The organism is Flavobacterium sp. PL02 (genome assembly GCF_035013205.1).
Classification (GTDB): domain Bacteria; phylum Bacteroidota; class Bacteroidia; order Flavobacteriales; family Flavobacteriaceae; genus Flavobacterium.
The window spans coordinates 18,923-40,620 of the sequence record NZ_JAYGJP010000015.1; the positions used below are offsets into that span (position 1 = coordinate 18,923).

Genomic DNA, 21,698 nt, shown 5'->3' on the forward strand with positions numbered 1-21,698 from the left:
CAAAAATGAAACTTATCGCATCCTTTAAGATCTGGCTTGCGATCTATCCCTCCATCACTTTGTTCCTGTTTCTTTTCGGGGAGATACTCTCCGGGCTGCCACTCTATGTGAGAACCTTAATCCTTACACTGGCACTTGTACCGTGGATTGTCTTTGCGGGTGTTCCGTTGGTCGATTTTTTGTTAGGCCGCTGGATTTCTTCACACGATAAAAAATAAAGCATGATACCCGAAGATAATTCTGGACTATCCCGACGCAAATTCATTGCACAGGTCAGTCTGGCTTTAACAACACTAGCTGTGCCAATTCAAGGCTTAGGCTTTATAAAACGACCTATTATGAAAGACAAAATACTATATGATGCCATCATTGTCGGTGGTAGCTATTCTGGCCTTGCCGCCGCGATGGCTCTTGGGCGCGCACTGAAACAAGTTCTTATTATCGATAGTGGAAAGCCCTGCAATGCGCAGACGCCACACTCGCACAACTTTCTTACCCAAGATGGAAATACCCCAGCAGGCATTGCAGCGGTGGCACGTTCACAGGTAGAACGATATGAGAATGTGAAATTTTATAACGGGCTTGCAACAACAGGGAAAAAGACTGATGATGGATTTGAAATATGCCTTGCCACAGATGAGGTATTTAGGGCAGGGAAATTAATCTTTGCCACGGGAATTAGGGATCTCATGCCTGCAATTGAAGGTTTTGCTGAGTGCTGGGGTATTTCTGTGATACATTGCCCATACTGCCATGGTTATGAAGTAAGGGGTTTGAGAACCGGTATTTTAGCCAATGGTGAACAGGCGTTTGATGTTGCAAGGCTTATTTCCAATTGGACCAAAGACCTTACCGTTTTTACAAACGGAAAAACAAGTCTAACCGATGAGCAGTCCCTTGCGTTGCAGGAGCATCAGATTACTATAATCGAAAAAGAAATTCAAAAACTAGAACATAATAACGGGTATATCAATACCATTTTTTTTAAAGATGGTACCAAATTTACTTTATCGGCTTTATATGCTCCAAGACCCTTTGAACTTCAAAGCAGGATACCGGAAACTTTGGACTGTGAGCTTACAGAAAAGGGCTATATTAAGACCAACGCTTTACAGGAAACTTCTGTGCCTGGTATTTACGCCTGTGGGGATAACAGCACCCACATGCGTACGGTTGCCAATGCAGTAGCAATGGGCACTGCAGCTGGCATGTCTGTCAGTAAAAAAATAATCCTCGATCAGTTCCAGTATACTGCTTCAATGAAATACTAAGAATATTCACTTTTAAAATTTAAACAATGAAAATCATTTTAGTTGGTGCTACAGGCACCATGGGTATATATCTTGCCGCTGCCCTTGAAAAAGATCATGAAATCATTAAGGTAGCCTCTAAAGACAGTGATATTGATACGGATATCACTTCGGCAACATCAATAGAAAAGATGTTTCTTATGGCAGGTCCTTTTGATGCACTCATCTCTACAGCAGGTCCTACCTTTGTAGGGTCTTGGAAAAAACTGAATAACGAGACTTTTCGCCTGGGAGTGGAAGGGAAAATGATGGGACAGATCAACCTGGTGCTCATCGGCCAGAAGTACATCAACCCAAAGGGATCATTTACTCTTATAACCGGCGCTTTGACGCATGAGCCCCAAATGAACTTTGCTAATGCATCGGTAGCCAATGGAGCCGTGGAAGGTTTCGTGCGCGGGGCAGCCATTGAATTGGAAAATGGTATCAGAATCAACGCGGTAAGCCCCACTGTTATTGAGAACTCCCCTCAGTATTTTCAGTACTTTCCCGGAGAGATTCCTACCACTATGAAACAGCTTGAATATGCATTCCGAAAAAGCCTGTTTGGCCATGTTACAGGTAAGGTTATACAACCATAACTTTCAGTATCGTTTAAAGCAACTTTTGTTATGTTGCTTTAAACTGTTTTAGAGGAGTTGATGGGACTACAATCTAAAGCCTAATCCCATTTTAACATTGTCTTGATAGTTTGAAATTATGACTGGATCTGCTAAATTTCTCATTTAAAAAAGTAAATCTTTTCCCGGTTAAAAGGGAAAACTTCGAAATTTTATACACGATTTCTTTTAAACAAGAAGTTGTAAAGAGCTTTTTTGCTTCCTCAAGAGTCAGAAAGTTGCGTTGAGACTGAAAGGCTTCGAAATGGATAATAGAAGAGTTCCAAATAGGGTACAAATTTAAGTAAAATAATGCATAACAATTAAATAGAGAATGAAACAAACGAGTTAAAATATTTAATATCAATATTTTAACTCGTTTGTTTGTTATTGTTTTGCGTTATTTTGTCTATCTATTTTCCGATACAGAAATTAGCAAAGATATTTCCAAGCAATTCATCATTTGATACTTGACCAGTAATCAGCCCAAATTGGTATAAAGCTTCACGAATATCTAAAGCCATTAGGTCGCTAGAGAGATTGGTTTCGAGACCGTATTTTACTTTTTGTATTTCGTCTAGGGCTTTAAGTAACGAATCGTAATGTCTGGTGTTGGTTACAATAGTTTCGTTATTTCGTAATGCTCCAGTATTTACAAAAGAAAGCAAGCGATTTTTTAATTCATCTACACCTATATTTTCTTTTGCCGAAATGGTTTCAAGTGTAACGTTTAGCGGTTGAAGTTGATTATGAATGTTTTGAATTTCTTCTTTAGTAAGTAAATCTACTTTGTTAATTACAACAAGTAGAGGCTTTAAAGGATATTTGTTTTTTACTTTTTCTATTTCGATGATGTACTCAGAACTTTGAGCTTTAAATTTTAAGCTATCAAATAAATAAAGAACAACTTGTGCCTGTTCTATTTTTTCGAAGGTTTTCTTAATTCCGATACTTTCTACATAATCAACAGTTTCACGAATACCAGCTGTATCTATAAAACGGAAACCGATTCCGCCAATAACTAGTTCATCTTCGATAGTATCACGAGTTGTTCCGGCAATTTCTGAAACTATGGCGCGTTCTTCGTTTAGTAAAGCATTTAATAAAGTTGATTTTCCAACATTTGGTTCACCAACAATAGCAACGGGAATTCCGTTTTTAATTACATTTCCAACGGCAAAAGAGTCGATTAATCGTTTTAAGACAAACTCAATACGATTTAATAATTCATGAAATTGTGTTCTGTCAGCAAATTCAACATCTTCTTCGGCAAAGTCTAATTCTAGTTCTATAAGTGAAGCAAAATTTAGTAGTTCTTCTCGAAGTTTGGCTATTTCGTTACTAAAACCACCGCGCATTTGTTGCATTGCGATTTGATGTGAAGCTTCATTATCAGATGTGATTAAATCGGCTACAGCTTCGGCTTGAGATAAGTCTAGTTTTCCGTTTAAGAATGCACGAAGTGTAAATTCTCCAGGATCTGCCATTCGACAACCTTTACGAAGTAATAGTTGAATTATTTGTTGTTGGATATAAGTAGATCCGTGACATGATATTTCGATAGTATTCTCTCCTGTATAGGAATTTGGTCCTTTAAATACAGAAACCAAAACTTCATCAAGGGTTTTCGAACCATCTACGATATGACCTAAATGTAAGGTATGTGTTTTCTGTTTAGTTAAATCTTTATTTTTAATAGATTGAAAAACACCGCTACCAATTGTAATGGCATCGCTACCCGAAATACGGATTATGGCAATTGCTCCAGCTCCAGAAGGTGTTGCTAGAGCTACTATAGAATCTTGATTTATCATGGTGCAAAGGTATAAAAAAAGGCTAGAAGTTCCGAAGAGAAGGATTGTGTAAAATGGATTCTTCTATATAGAATATTATACTTGGTTTTTTAAATTAACCGCAAAGAGTGTTAACGTTTGCACAAAGCTTGTAAAGCGGTGAAAGTTGAATAGTGAGAGGTAAGATGAGAGCTTCAACTGAGACTGAGCACTGCAACTGAACACTTATATTAATAAATTGTAAAATGTTAAATAACTGATAATTGTCATATCGACGAGGCTGTTTTATGGTTAAATTTGAGAAACTAACATATAATCCAACTGTACGATGAAAAGAATATTATTTCCCACCGATTTTTCTGAAGTAGCTACAAATGCTTTTGTACATGCTTTAGAATTTGCAAAACAAGTTAAAGGAGAACTCGTTTTGTTGCACACTTTTGAGATTCCGGTTTACGACAGTCAGTTTTTTCCAGAAAATTTTGCAATAATATATAATTCATTAGAGTTGTCTAAATTCGAAATGTTTAAAGATCAGATTCCAAAACTTCGCGAAATTGCCGAAGGACGTAATCTGGATGATATTGTAATGAATCACCGCTTGATGGATGGTGATTTGGTTTACAACATGAAAAAAGCCATTAAAGAGGATAATATAGACTTTGTGGTAATGGGAACTTCTGGTATTTCGGGCTGGGAAAACTTTTTCTTAGGGACTAATACAGATGCTGTAATATCTGGGGTAGAAGTGCCTATTTTATGTGTTCCTGGAGAGTCTGAATTTAAGAAAGTAAAAACTATCGGATTTACTACACGTTACCGTGAGAAAGATAAAAAAGAACTTCATAAAGTTTTGACCATAGCCAAAAAAATGAATGCCAAAGTTAAATGTCTGTATGTAAGAACTCAGAGTACTGATGTGTCTGATGCTACGATTAAAGAATGGGAAGCTGACTTCAAAGATGAGCCTATTCAGTTTTTGGTACTTCCATGTGAAGAGGTTAAAGAAACAATTCTGGATTTTGTTTTATATAAAGACATTGATGTTTTAGCGATGATTGCTTATAAACGTAGTTTTTTCGAAAGTTTATTTCATCCTAGTTTTACTAAGAAATTGACAAAGGATATAGCGATTCCGGTTTTGATTATGCACGAACAATAGTTTTGAGTTGATTTCTAAATTCTATAGCAGAGACGCAAAGAAAATAATTTTCTTTGCGTCTCTGCTACTTTAGCATAAATAAGTACAAAGCTTTCATTGCGATGAGAAATTATTAATTATTTCCTAGTGTTTAAAGTAGTTATTTCGTCACTGTAAACTTATATTTGTATTTCAATATAATTTCTAAAAAAGGGATAATTACTTTAAATCAATGGAAGAATATAAAAAGAATGTTAGCAGTTATTCAGATGCTTTAAGTGCAATTAATAAAAAATACAATAGCATTAGTTTATTACGACTTTTGAGTATTGTTTCCTGTTTGGTTTTAGGTTATTATTATATCAAAACAGATGCTACAGTATATCTTGTTTCTGCAGCTTTATTATTTATTGGTTTTATTGTTTTAATGCGTATTCATGCGAAGTTGTCTTTTAAAAAGAAACTTACAGAAACACTTTTAAAGATTAATAAAAACGAAATTACTTTCTTAAAAAGAGAAAAACTTCCTTTTGAAAACGGACAAGAGTTTATCGATTTTCATCATCCATATGCTTATGATTTAGATATTTTTGGAGAACATTCTTTATTTCAAAGTCTTAATAGAACAGGAACTTTTGTTGGAAAGAAAACATTGGCAAATCAGTTATTACATAATTTAACTAATGACGAAATTGCCAAAAACCAAGACGCGATACATGAACTTGAATCTAAGCTAGATTGGCGTCAGAAGTTTTTAGCGCTTGCAATATTAGGGCAAGATACTAAAGAAGCTTATCAGGCATTACTAAATTGGAAGGATGGTAAAAGTGCTCCTATTTCAAAAATGATGTCTATATTAATGTATGTTCTGCCAGCTATTTTTGGAGCGTTATTAATTGCTTATTTTGTAACTTCAAATGTTACTTTTTTATCTTACATTACTTTTGCATTTATTCTGAACACGACAATTTTAGGTATGTTCTTTAAAAGAATTCAAACTGAAATTGCCAAAGCCGAGAATATTGATACAATTATCAAACAATATGGTTTATTGGTTAAGGAGATTGAAAACGAAACTTTTAAATCAGATAAATTAATTAAACTACAAAATAAGTTAGTTTATAAGAATGCTAAAGCAAGTATTCATTTAAAACAATTGTCGGAGTTGTTTTCGAACATGGATACAATCAATAATTTTGTATCTGCTTTGTTGTTTAATGGTGTTTTTTTGTTCAATCTTCATGTTTTAAAAAATCTTTTAAATTGGAAAACCAATCACGCATCTGTTCTGGAAGAATGGCTAAATGTAATTGGTGAATTTGAAATGCTAAATAGCTTAGCCAATTTTTCTCATAACAATCAAGATTTTGTGTTTCCTGAACTGAATACAGATTTTAAAATTGGTTTTTCTAATCTAAATCATCCATTATTAAATTCAGAAACTAGAGTAGGGAATGAAGTGCAATTTTTCCCAGAATCGTTTATGATACTTACGGGGTCGAATATGTCTGGAAAAAGCACCTTTTTGCGTAGCTTGGGTATTAATATGGTTTTAGGCGGAATAGGTTCTGTCGTATGCGCAAATAAAGCTACAATGCATCCGTTACCAGTTTTGGTTTCGATGCGTCTATCAGATTCTTTATCAGATAGTGAATCGTACTTTTTTGCCGAAATTAAGCGTTTAAAACAAATTATGGATGCACTGGAGGATAAGCCTGCTTTTGTACTCTTAGATGAGATTTTAAGAGGAACAAATTCCGATGATAAACGTAACGGAACTATCGAGGTTGTAAAAAAGGTAATTGCAAAAAAAGCAATTGGTGCAATTGCAACTCACGATATCGAAGTTTGCTTAACTACAAATGAATATCCTGATATTTTAACGAATCAATGTTTTGAGGTTGAGATAAAAAATAATGATTTACATTTTGATTATAAACTCCGTGAAGGTATCTGCAAAAATAAAAGCGCTACTTTCTTGATGCAAAAAATGGGTGTGATTTAGGCGGAAAGATGGGAGAAGAAAGATGATAGATGCAAGAGAGTAGAGTTAAGAAAAAAGATATTAAATAATAGAGTAAAGACTACATGTAGAGTAAAGACTATATTTGTTTTATTATCCTGAACAGACTAGAATAACGCATTTTTTTTACGGAAACTTGTCCTTCCGATGCAGGAGGAATTCCCACGAGTAACTCCATAATCTTTGTTGAACTGTTTGGGGAGCTTTATTTTTCTTAGCTATACTTAACGAAGGAAAGGAACTTCAACAAAATAAAAAAACCGCAATTTCTAAAAGAAGTTGCGGTTTTTTAAGTATAAAAATGGTTGGTTAATAGCGTAATTGTTATGCAATAATAAGTATTATATTTGAATATCAAAAATCTAATATAACAAAAACATAATTAAATGTTAACTATTTAGCATTACCGGCATAACCAACATGGTTACTGTTTCTCCATCTTCTAAACCATCTACAGGAGTTAGGATTCCTGCTCTGTTTGGTAAAGACATTTCCAACATAATCATATCTGATTGTAAGTTTGTCAACATTTCGGTAAGGAAACGTGAGTTGAATCCGATTTGTAAGTCATCACCTTGGTAATCACAAGTCAATCTTTCTTCGGCTTTGTTTGAGTAATCAATATCTTCGGCAGAAACATTTAATTCTGCTCCAGCGATTTTCAAACGAATTTGGTGTGTAGTTTTATTAGAGAAAATAGCCACACGACGTACTGAACTTAAAAATAAAGAACGGTCAATCATTAACTTGTTTGGATTCTCTTTTGGAATTACTGCTTCGTAGTTTGGATATTTTCCATCGATTAAACGACACATCAAAATGTAGTTGTCGAATGAGAAAGTAGCATTAGAATCGTTGTATTCGATTTTTACTTCAGCGTCAGAAGCTCCTAAGATACTTTTTAAGATATTCAAAGGTTTCTTTGGCATAATAAAATCAGCTACTTGTGATGCTTTTACATCTGTACGAGCATACTTTACTAATTTGTGAGCATCTGTAGCAACAAATATTAATCCTTCTGGCGAAAACTGGAAGAAAACTCCAGACATTACCGGACGCAAATCGTCATTACCAGCAGCAAATATTGTTTTGCTAATAGCTGTAGCCAAAACATCTGATGGAACTAGAGTAACAGAAGGCTCTTCTAGGTTTACTGATTTAGGAAATTCTTCTCCAGCTGCATATGCTAATGCATATTTTCCTGAGTTAGAACTAATTTCTACAGTATTATTATCTTCAACAGTAAATGTTAAAGGTTGTTCTGGAAATGTTTTAAGAATTTCTAGTAATAATTTTGCAGGTATTGCAACACTTCCTTTGCTCGTAGAATCAATCGCTAAAGTTGCAGACATCGTCGTTTCAAGATCCGATGAAGAAACTGTTAATTCATTATTGTCTAATTCAAATAGAAAGTTGTCTAAAATAGGTAACGTATTGTTACTATTGATTACACTACCTAAAACTTGTAATTGCTTTAATAAGTACGAACTCGATACTATAAATTTCATCTCTTTTGTTTTATTTTTTGGTATATATTTTAGCTTGGAAAATGACTAGAATACATTTTTACAAATATATCGTAAACAATCCTAGTATCCCAAATTTTTTATTAACATCTATTTGCTGTATTTTCTTTTACGAAGGAAAGTAAATACAAGTCCAAAGACCAATAATATTAGAATTGGTAGTCCGATAGTTATGAATTGCGTAATGGTATACTCTTGATAAACCTTTTCTTTGTCTAATAATGGTAAATTAAGATCCTTGCTTCTAATGTTAATAAGTCCTGTGTCGTCTAGTAAATAATTAACACAATTCATTAAGAAATCTTTGTTGTCGTATAAATTTCCTGAACGTTGGTCGTAACCTAATTCTACAGGAGTTAAATTTTTATCCAGCTGATTGCGCACTAAATCTCCATCAGAAATTACAATCATTTTGGTTGTTTTTCCTTTTGTTTGAAATGTTTTTTGTTCAAATGGTAAAACACGATTTTCGTACATCGAATGGAAATCGCCTTCTAATAAAACTGACAGTGGGATATTTCCTTTGTTTATATAATCTTTTGGCGAAGCTTCTTCGGTTACTATATTCAAATTGATTTCGGCAGGAGTTCCAATTTTTTTAGAATAAGGTGATGATTGCAAAAGAACCGTTTTTTTAATACCATTTTTTAGGGTATCGATTGGGTTTGCGAAATCAAATTTTATCCCGCCAAGATTTTTTACAATCGGATGTCTGCTTTCAGGCTTAACTTGAGGAGCAAATTTCCAAATGAAATCCTGATATTGAGTTGCGCTTCCTTGTTCGCCCGTAGCCAGTTTAATTGGACTTCCTTGTTCGTCTTTTACCAAATCAGGGTTAATTCTGAATCCGTATTTAAAGAACATATCATTAAGATTTAAATCTCTCGGGTAAGCCAGTGTAGCTCCAGATTGATTGTATAAACTATCCATTTCGGCGTTTACCTGATCTACAAGCCATAAAGTTTTTCCTCCGTTTATGATAAACTGATCAAGAACTTGTTTTTCGCCATCTGTAAATGCTTCTGTAGGTTTAGCAATAATAGCCAAATCATATTTTTGTAAAGCATCTAAAGTTCCAATTGGATTTTTTGCAACAGAATCTAAAGTAAATGGACCAATGTGATAGCTTTCGCGAATTTGCATCAGGAATTTTGCCATGAAAATCTCTTTCATTTCGCCATTTCCTCTTATTATCGCGACCTTTTTTTGTTTCTCTTTGGTAATTTTATTCAATGCATCGGCGATAGAATATTCCAAATGCTGTACAGAACCAATTACTTTTTGAGTAGTCGAAGCTCCCATTTGGTTTTTTAATAAAGGGATATTTACTTCTTTGTTATTATAGACTGCAATTGCCCAAGGAAAAACCATTGCTTGCGATTGTTTTCCTTTGTCGTCTACAGTTATGTTTATAGGAGTAAGACCTTTGCGATATAACTCTTTAACCATATCCATGCTTTCGTCTTCGTTTTCCAGAGGATTAACGAATTCAAAAACAATATTTTTATTATAAGCCTGAAACTCTTCTAATAATTGCTGAGTTTCTTGTTCCAAACGTTTAAACTCGGCAGGTAAATCGCCTTGCATATAAATTTTTATAGACAACGGATTATGAACCTGTTTGATAATGCTTAATGAAGTTGGTGATAAAGTATATCTTTTGTCTTTTGTTAAATCAAAACGATGAAATACAAATGTACCCGCAATATTTAGGACAATTAAAATTATAACCGTGATGAGTAACGTTTTAATATTTTTTTGAGAAGAAATTTTCATTACGATTTAAAAGATTTTAGTTGATATACAGTAAACGAAAGGAAAAGCACCGTTATACTTAAAAAATAAATTACATCGCGTGTATCGATAACGCCTCGGCTCACACTCTTAAAATGATTTTGCATTCCTAATGATGAAATCACATTCATGAATCCAGGAACTATAGTAGATAAACCTTCGAAACCAAAATAAAAGAAGAAGCATAAAAATACTGCTATAATAAAAGCTACGATTTGATTTTCGGATAATGTAGAAGTAAAAATTCCGATAGCGGTATAAGCTGCAATCAGGAATAATAATCCAAAATACGAACCAATTGTACTTCCCATATCTATGTTTCCTTCTGGTAATCCTAAACTAGAAACTACTTTTACATATATAAATGTTGGAATTATAGCCATTATGATTAAAAGTAATGAACCAATAAATTTTCCGTTTACAATTTGCCAAATGCTCAATGGTTTTGTAAGTAATAATTCGATTGTGCCTTGTTTTTTCTCATCAGAAAAACTACGCATGGTTACTGCTGGAATCAGGAATGTTAAAATCCATGGTGCCAAAGTAAAGAAAGGAGTAAGGTCGGCAAAACCAGTATTAAGGATGTTGTATTCTCCTTGAAAAACCCATAAAAATAAGCCATTACTAATCAGGAAGATTGCAATGACCAAATAGCCAATGGGAGATCCAAAAAAGGATTTTATTTCTCGTAAAACGATTGATTTCATATTTTAACGTTAATTTGTTTATTCGGGTATTCGTTATATTTTGTTTAAAAGTTTAATGTTTAAAGTTTTCTAATCTGTGGTAGAAAAATTAACCGCAAAGATTTCGCAAAGGTCACAAAGCTGTGAAATCTTTTTAATCTTGATAATCTGTGGCATAAAAACTCATAAACTCTTCATTTTCCTTAATTTCTTAATGGTTCAAATTTTTTATTTTAATGTTGTCCATTCTTAAGCCAATGAAACTAATTTGTCTACACTCCAGGCTTCGGGTTTTGCATTGAATAAGGCTTTGGTAAATGTCCAAACCGTATTAAAAAGTTCCGATTGTCTGTAATTTTCCAAGTCGGCTTCGGTTTCCCAATAACTGTATGTGAAAAATATATTTTTATTGTCTTTGTCTTGATACAATTCTAAAAAACGATTTCCGGGAGCATTTCGTATTTTGTCTTTTACACTATTGAAATTTTCCATGAAAGCAGGAATTTTCTCTTCGTGAAAACTCATTTTTACTATTCTAACAAACATTTTTATAATTTTAGATTGAGAAATGGCTTATATGCGCGCAAAAATACCAAAATAGATTATTCTTTCTATTAATATTTTTCTTGTTATGAGAAACTATTTTTAAGAATCTAAAAGTTATTGGGATTAAACTCTAAATTTTGTTGGTTAATTCTTAAACTGAATTAAAATTGTATCACGATAATTAAGTCCTAGTAAACTATTTGCTGAACCAACTTTTGATGGATTACTTCTGAAAATAGCAATTTCTAGAAAACCAGCTTCGTTAAAAATAGCTAGTTTTTCTCCTTCATAAGTTTTGATAGGATATTTTTCGGAACTGGCTATTGCCGAGTAATTTGGTAAAATAGTTTTGATGCTTTTGGGTTTCATCACAATCTCATAAGGACGTCCTCGTGCGACTTCTAGAAATTGTCTTTTGGAAATATTAGTTACTACATTACCAAAATGGTCAATATAGGATACATATCCTTTTAGCGAATTTCCATCGTTTCCTACTATCGACTGTAGTTCGGTTATTTGCTTGATGCTTTGTGTTTCTTTTCCAATAACATTTAGCAAACCACCTTTGGCGATATGACAGGCAACTTTTATAAAAACATCCAGATCGCTGGCATCACCTGGTAATCGGTCGTGTATATTAATGAAAACTATTTTTTGCGGAACAATCTTTTGCGTAAGCATACTTAATATACCATTATCGGCACAAATAAAGTAATGATCGTTCCATTGCATGGCTATATGTTGGTTCTCTTTATTGCGCTCTATATCGACACCAATAAGGTGTACAGTTCCTTTAGGGAAACTAAAATAAGATGCACCAATAATATAACTTGCTTCGGTTGTATTAAATGGATCGATGTCATGTGAAATGTCTACAATTGTAGCTTCGGAATATTCGGATAATATTTTCCCTTTCAGCGCGCCTACAAAGTGGTCTTTTAAGCCGTAATCGGTAGTAAGGGTAATTATTGACATCATTTTGTTTATAACTATTGATAGTATTTAAATCTAATTTTCATTAAATTTGAGAAATGCAAAGCTAATAATAGTAAACGCAAAATGGAAGGAAAGAAAAGATAAATTGTATTTTAAAAATAAGTAAAATTATAGTAGTCTTAGTTTATAGTTACAGTATTCAGTTTATAAACGAAATAGCATTTTTTTAAAGAAGTGAGATTTCGTTGAAAATATAAATGGTAACTGAAACTGAACACTGGGACTGAAAACTAAAAAAGAACCCGACAGCCATTTGATTTATAAAAAATTAATTTTAATTTAAAACTACCTCATTTGAACGAAAGAATAATCGAGCTAATAGACATCGCTCCAAAAGACTTTTGGGGCGCTCAAGACACTCATCTTGAAATAATTAAAAAGTACTACCCAAAGCTTAAAATAGTAGCGAGAGGGACGACTTTAAAGGCGTTTGGCGAAAAAGAAGTCTTAGATGAATTCGAGAAAAGATTTCAAAGATTGATGCTTCATTTTACCCGATACAACAACATTGATGATAATGTAATTGAACGTGTGATTATGAGCGATGGTCAGGATGAAAAAAAGGCATACGATCATGACAAAATATTAGTTCATGGAGTTGCTGGTAAAATTATCAAGGCCATGACGCCTAACCAACAATTATTGGTCGATACCATTAAAAAAAATGATATGGTATTTGCAGTTGGACCAGCTGGAACAGGAAAAACGTATACGGGTGTTGCAATGGCTGTTAAAGCACTTAAAGATAAAGAAGTAAAAAGGATCATACTTACACGACCAGCAGTAGAAGCAGGGGAGAACCTCGGATTTTTACCTGGCGATATGAAAGAAAAACTAGATCCATACATGCAACCTCTTTATGATGCTTTGCGCGATATGTTGCCAAATGAAAAACTAGAGGATTACATTTTAAAAGGAATTATCCAGATTGCTCCACTTGCCTTTATGCGTGGGCGTACACTAGATAATGCATTTGTAATTTTGGATGAAGCACAAAACACAACACATTCTCAAATGAAAATGTTCCTGACCCGTATGGGGAAAAATGCTAAATTCATGATTACAGGAGATCCTGGTCAGGTCGATTTACCACGCCGAACTATTTCTGGACTTAAAGAAGCTATATTGGTTCTTAAAGATGTAGAAGGCATTGGTATTATCTATCTTGATGATAAAGATATTGTACGCCATCGATTGGTGAAAAAAGTAATTGATGCTTACAAACAAATTGAAAACAACGATTAATCCCATGGAATGGTTCTTGAAAAATGTCAAATGTAAATCGTAAAATGTGTTTTGATATTTAATGATATTCGTTTTATACATCTCTTTATAGAAATGCATAAAACGAATATTTTTTTTTGAATGACTTAGTTAATTTATGTTAAGGAAATAGTAAAGTTTAACTTATTTCTTCCGTATTTATCGGTTTTCTTTGCTTCCCATTTTACAAAGCGATAAATTTGTAAATAATAAATATTTGATACTCAATATGAATTCAGAATCTAAAAAAATTAAAGTAGTCATTACCGATTTAGATGGTACATTACTTAATCCAGACCATAAAGTTTCTCCTTATACAAAATCAGTTTTTCAAGAACTTTACAACCAAAAATATCTTATTATAGTTGCTACAGGACGTCATCATCTAGATGCAATGGGAATTATTGATAGCTTAGGAATACCTGTTTATCTGGTAAGTTCTAATGGAGCACGTATACATTCGCCAGAAAAGAAAGAACTTTTTGCTTTTGATATTGCAAGCGATGTTGTAAAATCAGCTTTAAGCGTAGATATTGACCCAGAAATTACAACAGTTTTATTTAAAGAAAACGTTTGGCTTACTAATAGAATGAGCGAAAAACTGAATGCTTTTCAGGCTGATTTAGTTTATCACCCAGAATTAGTCGATTACTCAAAGTTAGAAGACTATGAAGCTATAAAAATATTTTTCACACATGATAACCATGAAAAATTGGTTGCATTAAAAGATGTTATTTTAAGTAAGAACTCAGATGTTTTGCATCATGCTTTTAGTTTACCAAACTGTCTTGAGTTTATGGATAAATCTGTAGATAAAAGTGTAGCAATTGCAAAAGTTCTAGAATTAGAGAATGCTACTTTTGTTGAGGCTATTTCTTTTGGTGACGGTTTTAACGATTTAAAAATGTTATCTTCTACAGGAAAAGCTTTGATTATGGGTAATGCCCCTCAGAATTTAAAAAATGAGTTACCACATATTGAAGTTATTGAAACAAATAGAGAAGATGGTGTAGCAAAATATTTAACTGAGAATGTTTTGGGTAAAGTTTCGGTTACGATTTAAAATATAAATATAGAGGAAATCCATTTTTGTCTGCTTTACGGTTAATAGTCTAAGTTTTATCAGCAATATTGTCTTTCTGACGCAGGAAGAATCTCCACGAGTAGCTCGTAAGATTGTCTATAATGGAACGCGGATGAGACGGATTTGCTAAAGCGAAAACACGATCCCGAAGCGTCGGGACGGATTTTTAATCATTGCGACCTCTGCGTAATCCTTTGCGATCTCTGCGGTTATTTTTTAGCCCCAACAGTTTAAAGAAAGATTTTTTTAATTGCTTTCAAAGTGTATTTTTGTGTTAATCAAATAACATAAAAATGACTAAAAATATCTTTGTACTTGCTTTCTTAGCTTTTTCAATATCTGGGAAAAGTCAAAGCCTGAAGCTTGAAGAAATCATGAAAGGGGATTCTTTTACAGGTGTCCAACCGACCAATCAGCATTGGAGCTTGGATGGAAAAAAGATTTACTTTGATTGGAATCCGAATAATGATTTAGGTTTAAGTACTTACTATTGGGAAAAAGGAATGACCAAACCTGCATTGGCTCAGCCAAAAGAAGCAGCTTTTTCGCAATTGGATTTTAAAAGAAATGGAACATCCGATATAGTTTATTACATCGATAATGGCGGTTTATATTCTTACTCTATAAATAATAAAATTTCAAAAAAAATATTCCAGCAATCGAATCCGATTTCTAATTTAGAAGTAGGCTTTGAAGCTGGAATTTTGTTTTTTCAGCAAAATGATAATTTGTTTAAGTACAATACCAAGGAAGGTACGATTGTGCAAATCTCAAATTTTAATAGCGGAGACAAAGCTGAGAAGGAATCAAATAAAGATTCTTTTCTGAAAACACAACAAAAAGAATTATTCCAATTTATTAGAGACAAAGAAGCTAAGAAAGAATGGAATAAAGCTAAAAAGAATAGCGTTAAATCTGATTTTCCTAAAGGATATTACTATGGAAAAAAAGACGAATTACAAAGTCTTAAAGTAAATCCAAACGGAAATTTTGCAACATTTAGTTTAATTGAAAAATTGGATGTTAAAAAAGAAACAATGGAAGTTTTTATAACAGCCGATGGTTATAATCAATCACCGGAAACGAAAGAAAAAGTTTCGGTAGATAATTTTGTAAAGACCAAATTCGGAATTTATTCAGTTGCTAAAGATTCGGTTTATTTTGTCAATTTTTCTACTTTAAGTCATATTCAGGATGTTCCTAAATATTATGATTCGTATGAAAAGCTTAAGAACAAAGAAAAATCAGATAAGCTAATTACTGTTCAGGCTCCAGTTTATAATGCCAGTGGTTCATTGGCTATAGCCGAAATAAGAAGTCAGGATAATAAAGACAGATGGCTAATTAGTCTTGATTTAGACAAAGGAACTTTTCAGGAAATAGAGCATCAGCATGACGAAGCTTGGATTGGTGGACCTGGAATTCCTTCTTACGCTTTCGATTCGGGAACTTTGGGATTCCTTTCGGATAATGAAACTATTTACTTTCAATCAGAAGTTACAGGATATTCTCATTTATATACTTATAATTTAAAAACTAAAAAGAAAACACAACTTACTAATGGTAATTGGGAAGTAAGAGATGTGAGTTTATCAAAAGATAAAAAGACTTTTTATTTAACGACAAACACAACTCATCCAGGTAATAGAAACTTTTATAAACTGGCTGCTGCCAATGGTGTTCTTGAATCGATTTTAACAAAAGATGGTGCACATGAAGTAAGTTTATCTCCAGATGAAAAAACATTATTAGTACGTTATTCTTATAAAAACAAGCCTTGGGATTTATACATTGCCGAGAATAAGAAGAACGCAACATTACAACAAATAACGTCTTCGACTACTGAGGAGTTTAAAAAATACCCTTGGAGAGAACCTGAGGTAATTACGTTTAAGGCACAAGATGGTACCACAGTTTATGCGAGAATATATACTCCAAAAGCAGAGAAGTCTAATAAAGCAGCTGTATTATTTGTTCATGGAGCGGGGTATTTACAAAATGCACACAACTATTGGAGCAACTACCACAGAGAATATATGTTTCATAATATGCTGACGGATTTGGGTTATACTGTTTTGGATATTGATTATAGAGGTAGTGATGGTTATGGTCGTGATGTAAGAACTGGAATATACCGTTTTATGGGTGGAAAAGATTTATCTGATCAAATAGATGGAAAGAAATATCTAGTTGATAATTACGGAATCGACGCGAATAGAGTTGGAATATATGGTGGTTCTTATGGAGGTTTTATCACTTTGATGGGAATGCTTACAACGCCAGGAGAATTTGCTTCGGGAGCTGCATTGCGATCTGTTACCGATTGGGCTCATTACAATCATGGTTATACAGGTAATATCCTTAATTTTCCTGAAACGGATCCTGATGCTTACAAAAAAAGTTCGCCAATTTATTTTGCTGATAACTTAAAAGGGAATTTATTGATGCTTCATGGTATGGTTGATGATAATGTAGAATATAAAGATATTGTACGTATGTCTCAACGTTTTATTGAGTTAGGTAAAAAGAATTGGAGTCTTTCGTCATTTCCTGTAGAAGCACATGGATTTAAAGAAACCTATTCCTGGATTGATGAATACGATAGAATCTTGAATTTATTTAATACAACACTTTTAAAAAAATAAGTTTAGAGTTCTAGTTATTCAGTCGCAGTTCCAGTATTCAGTTGCAGTATGTAAACTGTGACTGAAAACTGAATACTTTCTTGCTTGCTCTTTTAAATAGTTTTAAATTTGCATTCATAAAACACGAAACAACACAACACAACAAATAATAATGAGCAATACAATTACAACTACTAATTTTAATTTTCCAAATCAGAAATCGGTTTATCGCGGAAAAGTTAGAGAAGTTTATAATATCAACGATGAACTTTTGGTTATGGTTGCTACAGACAGGCTTTCGGCTTTTGATGTAGTTTTACCAAAAGGGATCCCTTATAAGGGACAAATCTTAAACCAGATTGCGACTAAATTTATGGAACTTACTCAAGATATTGTTCCTAATTGGTTAATTGCAACACCAGATCCAAACGTAGCTGTAGGTCATTTATGTGATCCTTTTAAAGTAGAAATGGTTATTCGTGGTTATGTTTCTGGTCATGCTGCTCGTGAATATGCTGCTGGGAAAAGACAAATATGTGGGGTAACAATGGCGGAAGGTTTAAAGGAAAATGATAAATTTCCGGAACCTATTATTACACCAACTACAAAAGCTGATAATGGTTCGCATGACGAAGATATTTCTCGCGAAGATATTTTGGCTAAAGGAATAGTTTCTGAAGAAGATTATTTGGTTTTAGAAAAATATACAAGAGCTTTATTCCAGAGAGGAACAGAGATTGCTGCAAGTCGCGGATTAATTTTAGTAGATACTAAATATGAGTTTGGAAAAACTAAAGATGGTGTAATTGTTTTAATAGACGAAATTCATACTCCAGATTCTTCTCGTTATTTTTATGCAGAAGGATATCAAGAAAGACAAGATAAAGACGAAGAGCAAAAACAATTATCTAAAGAGTTTGTTCGTCGTTGGTTAATCGAAAATGGGTTTCAAGGACAAGAAGGACAACAAATTCCTGATATGACTGATGCTTATATCGAATCTGTATCTGAGCGTTATATCGAATTATATGAAAACATTCTTGGAGAAAAATTCGTTAAAGCCGATATTAATAATATTGACGAACGTATTGAGAAAAACGTAATAGCTTATTTGAGTAAATAGTATTTTACTTTAAAATAGATTAAAAGAAACCCCGCAATTTAAAGTTGCGGGGTTATTTTTTATACTATTGTTTGCTTTCTTGGATTACTTTTAAATTTTGAAGACCAGTTTCGAGTTGTTCTCCAAGCATTTGATCCATATTCATAAATGCTAACATTAAATTCATAGGATACGGAGATCTACCATCAAATCCCCATTTTACTTTAGTTTGTGTTGGAGAAATGGCTTCTGTTGTCATATAAGCCATATCGGTAGATTCAAATGGAATTTTAAAACGAAGTTCAAATTCCAATCGTTCACCTGGTACAATTTTTTTTATTTCTTGTTCTCCCTTGCCTACGTTTTTATCCTTGCTTTCCCAACCAGCTATTGCGCCAACGGTACCATCGGTTCCGGTAAATGTCTTCTTCATTGCAGGATCTAACTTGGCCCAAACACTAAAATTATCTTGATTTTTTAAATATTTCACATAATTAAAGATACTATCTTTTGGTTTATTTATAGTGACTTCTCTTTCTACATGATATTCATTTGGTAAAAATAGAGCGACTATTAATGCTAGTATTACAATACTTAAAATTGCGAGAAGAATTTTTTTTATAACTTTCATAAATTTAAAATTAAGTGGTTTATAATTATTTTGATTGTTTATACTTAAACTCTGATTCATAACAATTAATCCAATCTTCTACAGACATTTTTTGTACCAGTTGCGCTATTAGTTCAAATGGGATGTCATCCATTTTTTTAAACCGAATGCAGCTTTTTCCCATGTCCAATTTTTGTTTGCTGTATTTAGGATATTCTGAAACAAACCATTCTAGTAATTCTGGTTTTGCATAAATTCCCATATGGTATAATGCCACAAAGTTTTTTTGAGAAGCAATGTTTATAAATGGCAAAGGCAATTTTGGATTGCAATGATAACCTGCAGGATAAATAGAATGTGGTACAAGATAGCCTAACATTCCGTAGCTCAATTCTTCGGTAAAACCTTTAGGAAGATTATTAAGTATAGTTTCTCGAAGTTTAAGAAAAGTAGCTTTTCTTTCTTCAGGAAGTGATGTTAAATATTCTTCTATTGTTGTTGCTGATGATTGCATTTTAAGTTTTTAATGTAAAGTTAAATAAATTTTAGTATTCTGAATTTTAATTGTTTATAAAATAAAATCAGTAAGTTTTATTTGTTTTTAAATATAATGCAACCTTTTGACTCTTTTTGTCGTCTTACTAATATATGAGATAAGTTTTTATGCAATTTATCTAAGTAGTGTAACATTTTGCTTATTTGTGTATCATTTAATAACTGCATATTTTACTGAGGAGAATAATAATAATAATAATAATAATAATAATAATCAATCAATCAATCAATCAATCAATCAATCAATCAATCAATCAATCAATCAATCAATCAATCATGAAAAAGTCAATCGTTTATTTAGGAGTTGCTTTAGTCGCTTTTGCAAATTTAGCGTCAGCATCAAGCACCAGTTCAACTATCAAAGTATTCAGTAATGAGAAACATATCGTTCAGGGATATGATAGAAGCCCTCTTAATGTTGCTATTAGCAAGGGTGATATCGATACTGTGAAGAAGTTCATTGAATATGGTGCTGATGTAAATAAAGTAATAGACAAAATGTCTCCATTAATGGCCGCAGCTCGTTATAATCGAGTTGAAATTATGAAATTTCTTGTATCTAAAGGAGCTGAACTTGATACGGAAAATGAGAATGGCTACACAGCTTTAAAATATGCAGAAGTTTCTAAAGCAAAAGATGCTGCTGCTTTTTTAAAAACTATCATAAAAAAATAACTGTTATTGGAATCCTACTATAAAAGACCCAAATTTAAATTTGCGGTCTTTTTTGTTTAGAAAGGATTTAGGTTTTTATTGATTCATTTAAAAATAAAAACAAATGCAAAAAAAAACTATTTAGTTCTGTAACATTTAGATTTTTTGGATGTCTTAATAATTAGTATTTATCTTAGAATTTGGAAGAATTCTAAAATCATCAATCAAATCAATCATCATGAAAAAATCAATCGTTTATTTAGGAGTAGCTTTAATAGCTTTAACCAATGGTGTACAAGCTTCAAGCTCTAACTACAAAATATTTACAAGTGCTACATATATCAATTATGATATTAGTCCTTTAAATGTTGCAATTTGTAAGGGAGATATTGAAACTGTTAAAAGACTTATAGAATACGGAGCTAATGTAAATAAAGTATCGGGAGGATTAACTCCGCTAATGACTGCAGCTCGTTATAATAAAGTTGAAATTATTAAACTTTTACTTGAAAAAGGGGCTAATCCTTATACCACTGCCGAAAATGGATATAATGCTTTAAAATTTGCCGAAGTATCTAAAGCAGTAGATGCAGTAGCCTTTTTAAAGCAATATTAGCCTTATACGTTTTAGTAAGTAAAACCTTTAAGCCCGAGTTTAGGTAGCAGGTTTCTTTAAATTCTTTTTTTTAATTTGTTTGTTTTTAAGGGATTGATATTTAGATATTTATTTTTTTAAATAATTGTGTAACATTTAGTTTGTTTATGCGTCTTTATAATAAGTAGGTTCTTTTTAAAAACAATAATTTAATGTTGAGGTTCTAATTTTAAGAGAATGTTAATTGTTAGTTAAAACAAAGTACCTTGCAAAGCATAATACCAAAAATAAATATATATTTGTATTAGAATTACAAAGCATTTAAAATCATCAATCAAAATTAATTATCAATCACAATCAATCAAAAAATCAATCATCATGAAAAAGTCAATCGTTTATTTAGGAGTAGCTTTAGTAGCTTTTGTTAATGTTTCTTTAGCTTCAAATTCAGTTCAGCATTCATTTGCTAATGACAAAATTATCGTTTCAACTTACGATTCTACACCATTAAATGTTGCTATCAGCAAAGGTGACATTGAAACTGTTAAAAAGTTTATAGAATACGGTGCAAATGTAAATGAAACGGCAGATGGAATGTCTCCGTTAATGACAGCAGCTCGTTACAATAAAGTTGAAATTTTAAAAATTTTAATCGAAAAAGGAGCTAATGTTGATGCTAAAGATGAAAAAGGGTATACAGCTTTAAAATATGCAGAATTATCTAATGCTAAAGATGCTGTAGCAATTTTAAAACACGCATAACATAATAACATTAACTGTTGTTTAGTTTTATTAAT

At 32.6% G+C, this 21,698-nt stretch carries 19 protein-coding genes; 11 read left to right on the plus strand and 8 right to left on the minus strand.

What is annotated here, in order from left to right; genetic code table 11:
- Positions 1-221 precede the first annotated feature (221 nt).
- On the plus strand, positions 222-1,271 hold the full coding sequence (locus tag SHI72_RS23145) for an NAD(P)/FAD-dependent oxidoreductase (protein WP_323491553.1): 1,050 nt from the start codon (positions 222-224) through the stop codon (positions 1,269-1,271).
- Between the two features lie 26 nt (positions 1,272-1,297).
- On the plus strand, positions 1,298-1,891 hold the full coding sequence (locus SHI72_RS23150) for a short chain dehydrogenase (RefSeq protein ID WP_323491554.1): 594 nt from the start codon (positions 1,298-1,300) through the stop codon (positions 1,889-1,891).
- 431 nt (positions 1,892-2,322) lie between these two features.
- Here the strand turns inward: SHI72_RS23150 and mnmE are convergent, their stop codons facing one another.
- Positions 2,323-3,723 carry a tRNA uridine-5-carboxymethylaminomethyl(34) synthesis GTPase MnmE gene (gene mnmE / locus SHI72_RS23155; protein ID WP_086894673.1) on the minus strand — a complete coding sequence of 467 codons (1,401 nt, stop codon included), beginning with the start codon at positions 3,721-3,723 and terminating at the stop codon, positions 2,323-2,325.
- Positions 3,724-4,030: 307 nt separating this feature from the next.
- On the opposite strand from mnmE, the gene SHI72_RS23160 reads away from it, so the two are divergent.
- Positions 4,031-4,864 (plus strand): universal stress protein, encoded by an 834-nt coding sequence (locus tag SHI72_RS23160; protein WP_039119044.1) that lies wholly within the window; start codon positions 4,031-4,033, stop codon positions 4,862-4,864.
- Positions 4,865-5,075: 211 nt separating this feature from the next.
- Positions 5,076-6,848 (plus strand): MutS-related protein, encoded by a 1,773-nt coding sequence (locus tag SHI72_RS23165; protein ID WP_323491555.1) that lies wholly within the window; start codon positions 5,076-5,078, stop codon positions 6,846-6,848.
- A gap of 407 nt (positions 6,849-7,255) precedes the next feature.
- On the opposite strand, the gene dnaN is transcribed toward SHI72_RS23165, so the two are convergent.
- The 5 genes from dnaN to SHI72_RS23190 all read right to left on the minus strand — a co-directional run bounded on the left by dnaN (position 7,256) and on the right by SHI72_RS23190 (position 12,393).
- The gene (gene dnaN, locus SHI72_RS23170) at positions 7,256-8,374 is read right to left on the minus strand and encodes a DNA polymerase III subunit beta (RefSeq protein WP_039114927.1); all 1,119 of its coding nucleotides are present in this window, start codon (positions 8,372-8,374) and stop codon (positions 7,256-7,258) included.
- 108 nt (positions 8,375-8,482) lie between these two features.
- On the minus strand, positions 8,483-10,168 hold the full coding sequence (gldG, locus tag SHI72_RS23175; protein ID WP_323491556.1) for a gliding motility-associated ABC transporter substrate-binding protein GldG: 1,686 nt from the start codon (positions 10,166-10,168) through the stop codon (positions 8,483-8,485).
- A complete protein-coding gene (gldF, locus tag SHI72_RS23180; protein ID WP_323491557.1) occupies positions 10,168-10,893 on the minus strand; it encodes a gliding motility-associated ABC transporter permease subunit GldF in 726 nt (241 codons plus the stop codon). The genes gldG and gldF overlap by 1 nt, the downstream gene beginning before the upstream one ends.
- A 228-nt stretch (positions 10,894-11,121) precedes the next feature.
- Positions 11,122-11,418, minus strand: a complete 297-nt coding sequence (locus SHI72_RS23185) for an antibiotic biosynthesis monooxygenase family protein (RefSeq protein ID WP_323491558.1) — start codon at positions 11,416-11,418, stop codon at positions 11,122-11,124.
- Between the two features lie 144 nt (positions 11,419-11,562).
- Positions 11,563-12,393, minus strand: coding sequence for an SAM hydrolase/SAM-dependent halogenase family protein (locus tag SHI72_RS23190; RefSeq protein WP_039114921.1), 831 nt, complete (start codon positions 12,391-12,393; stop codon positions 11,563-11,565).
- Positions 12,394-12,708: 315 nt separating this feature from the next.
- Here SHI72_RS23190 and SHI72_RS23195 point away from each other — a divergent pair, with 315 nt between their 5' ends.
- From SHI72_RS23195 to SHI72_RS23210, 4 genes are all read left to right on the plus strand, one after another.
- Positions 12,709-13,659 carry a PhoH family protein gene (locus tag SHI72_RS23195; protein ID WP_035627373.1) on the plus strand — a complete coding sequence of 317 codons (951 nt, stop codon included), beginning with the start codon at positions 12,709-12,711 and terminating at the stop codon, positions 13,657-13,659.
- A 247-nt stretch (positions 13,660-13,906) separates the two neighbouring features.
- On the plus strand, positions 13,907-14,740 hold the full coding sequence (locus SHI72_RS23200; protein WP_323491559.1) for a Cof-type HAD-IIB family hydrolase: 834 nt from the start codon (positions 13,907-13,909) through the stop codon (positions 14,738-14,740).
- A 314-nt stretch (positions 14,741-15,054) separates the two neighbouring features.
- The gene (locus tag SHI72_RS23205) at positions 15,055-17,406 is read left to right on the plus strand and encodes a S9 family peptidase (RefSeq protein ID WP_323491560.1); all 2,352 of its coding nucleotides are present in this window, start codon (positions 15,055-15,057) and stop codon (positions 17,404-17,406) included.
- A 151-nt stretch (positions 17,407-17,557) separates the two neighbouring features.
- Positions 17,558-18,508 (plus strand): phosphoribosylaminoimidazolesuccinocarboxamide synthase, encoded by a 951-nt coding sequence (locus tag SHI72_RS23210; protein ID WP_039114916.1) that lies wholly within the window; start codon positions 17,558-17,560, stop codon positions 18,506-18,508.
- Positions 18,509-18,572: 64 nt separating this feature from the next.
- Here the strand turns inward: SHI72_RS23210 and SHI72_RS23215 are convergent, their stop codons facing one another.
- Positions 18,573-19,118: an SRPBCC family protein gene (locus SHI72_RS23215; RefSeq protein ID WP_323491561.1), complete on the minus strand. Its 546-nt coding sequence runs from the start codon at positions 19,116-19,118 to the stop codon at positions 18,573-18,575.
- A gap of 25 nt (positions 19,119-19,143) precedes the next feature.
- On the minus strand, positions 19,144-19,611 hold the full coding sequence (locus SHI72_RS23220) for a DUF1801 domain-containing protein (RefSeq protein ID WP_086894680.1): 468 nt from the start codon (positions 19,609-19,611) through the stop codon (positions 19,144-19,146).
- 317 nt (positions 19,612-19,928) lie between these two features.
- On the opposite strand from SHI72_RS23220, the gene SHI72_RS23225 reads away from it, so the two are divergent.
- The 3 genes from SHI72_RS23225 to SHI72_RS23235 all read left to right on the plus strand — a co-directional run bounded on the left by SHI72_RS23225 (position 19,929) and on the right by SHI72_RS23235 (position 21,663).
- Positions 19,929-20,327 (plus strand): ankyrin repeat domain-containing protein, encoded by a 399-nt coding sequence (locus SHI72_RS23225; protein ID WP_086894681.1) that lies wholly within the window; start codon positions 19,929-19,931, stop codon positions 20,325-20,327.
- Positions 20,328-20,544: 217 nt separating this feature from the next.
- Positions 20,545-20,922 carry an ankyrin repeat domain-containing protein gene (locus SHI72_RS23230; protein ID WP_323491562.1) on the plus strand — a complete coding sequence of 126 codons (378 nt, stop codon included), beginning with the start codon at positions 20,545-20,547 and terminating at the stop codon, positions 20,920-20,922.
- Positions 20,923-21,279: 357 nt separating this feature from the next.
- Positions 21,280-21,663 carry an ankyrin repeat domain-containing protein gene (locus tag SHI72_RS23235; RefSeq protein ID WP_035627414.1) on the plus strand — a complete coding sequence of 128 codons (384 nt, stop codon included), beginning with the start codon at positions 21,280-21,282 and terminating at the stop codon, positions 21,661-21,663.
- Positions 21,664-21,698: the final 35 nt, after the last annotated feature.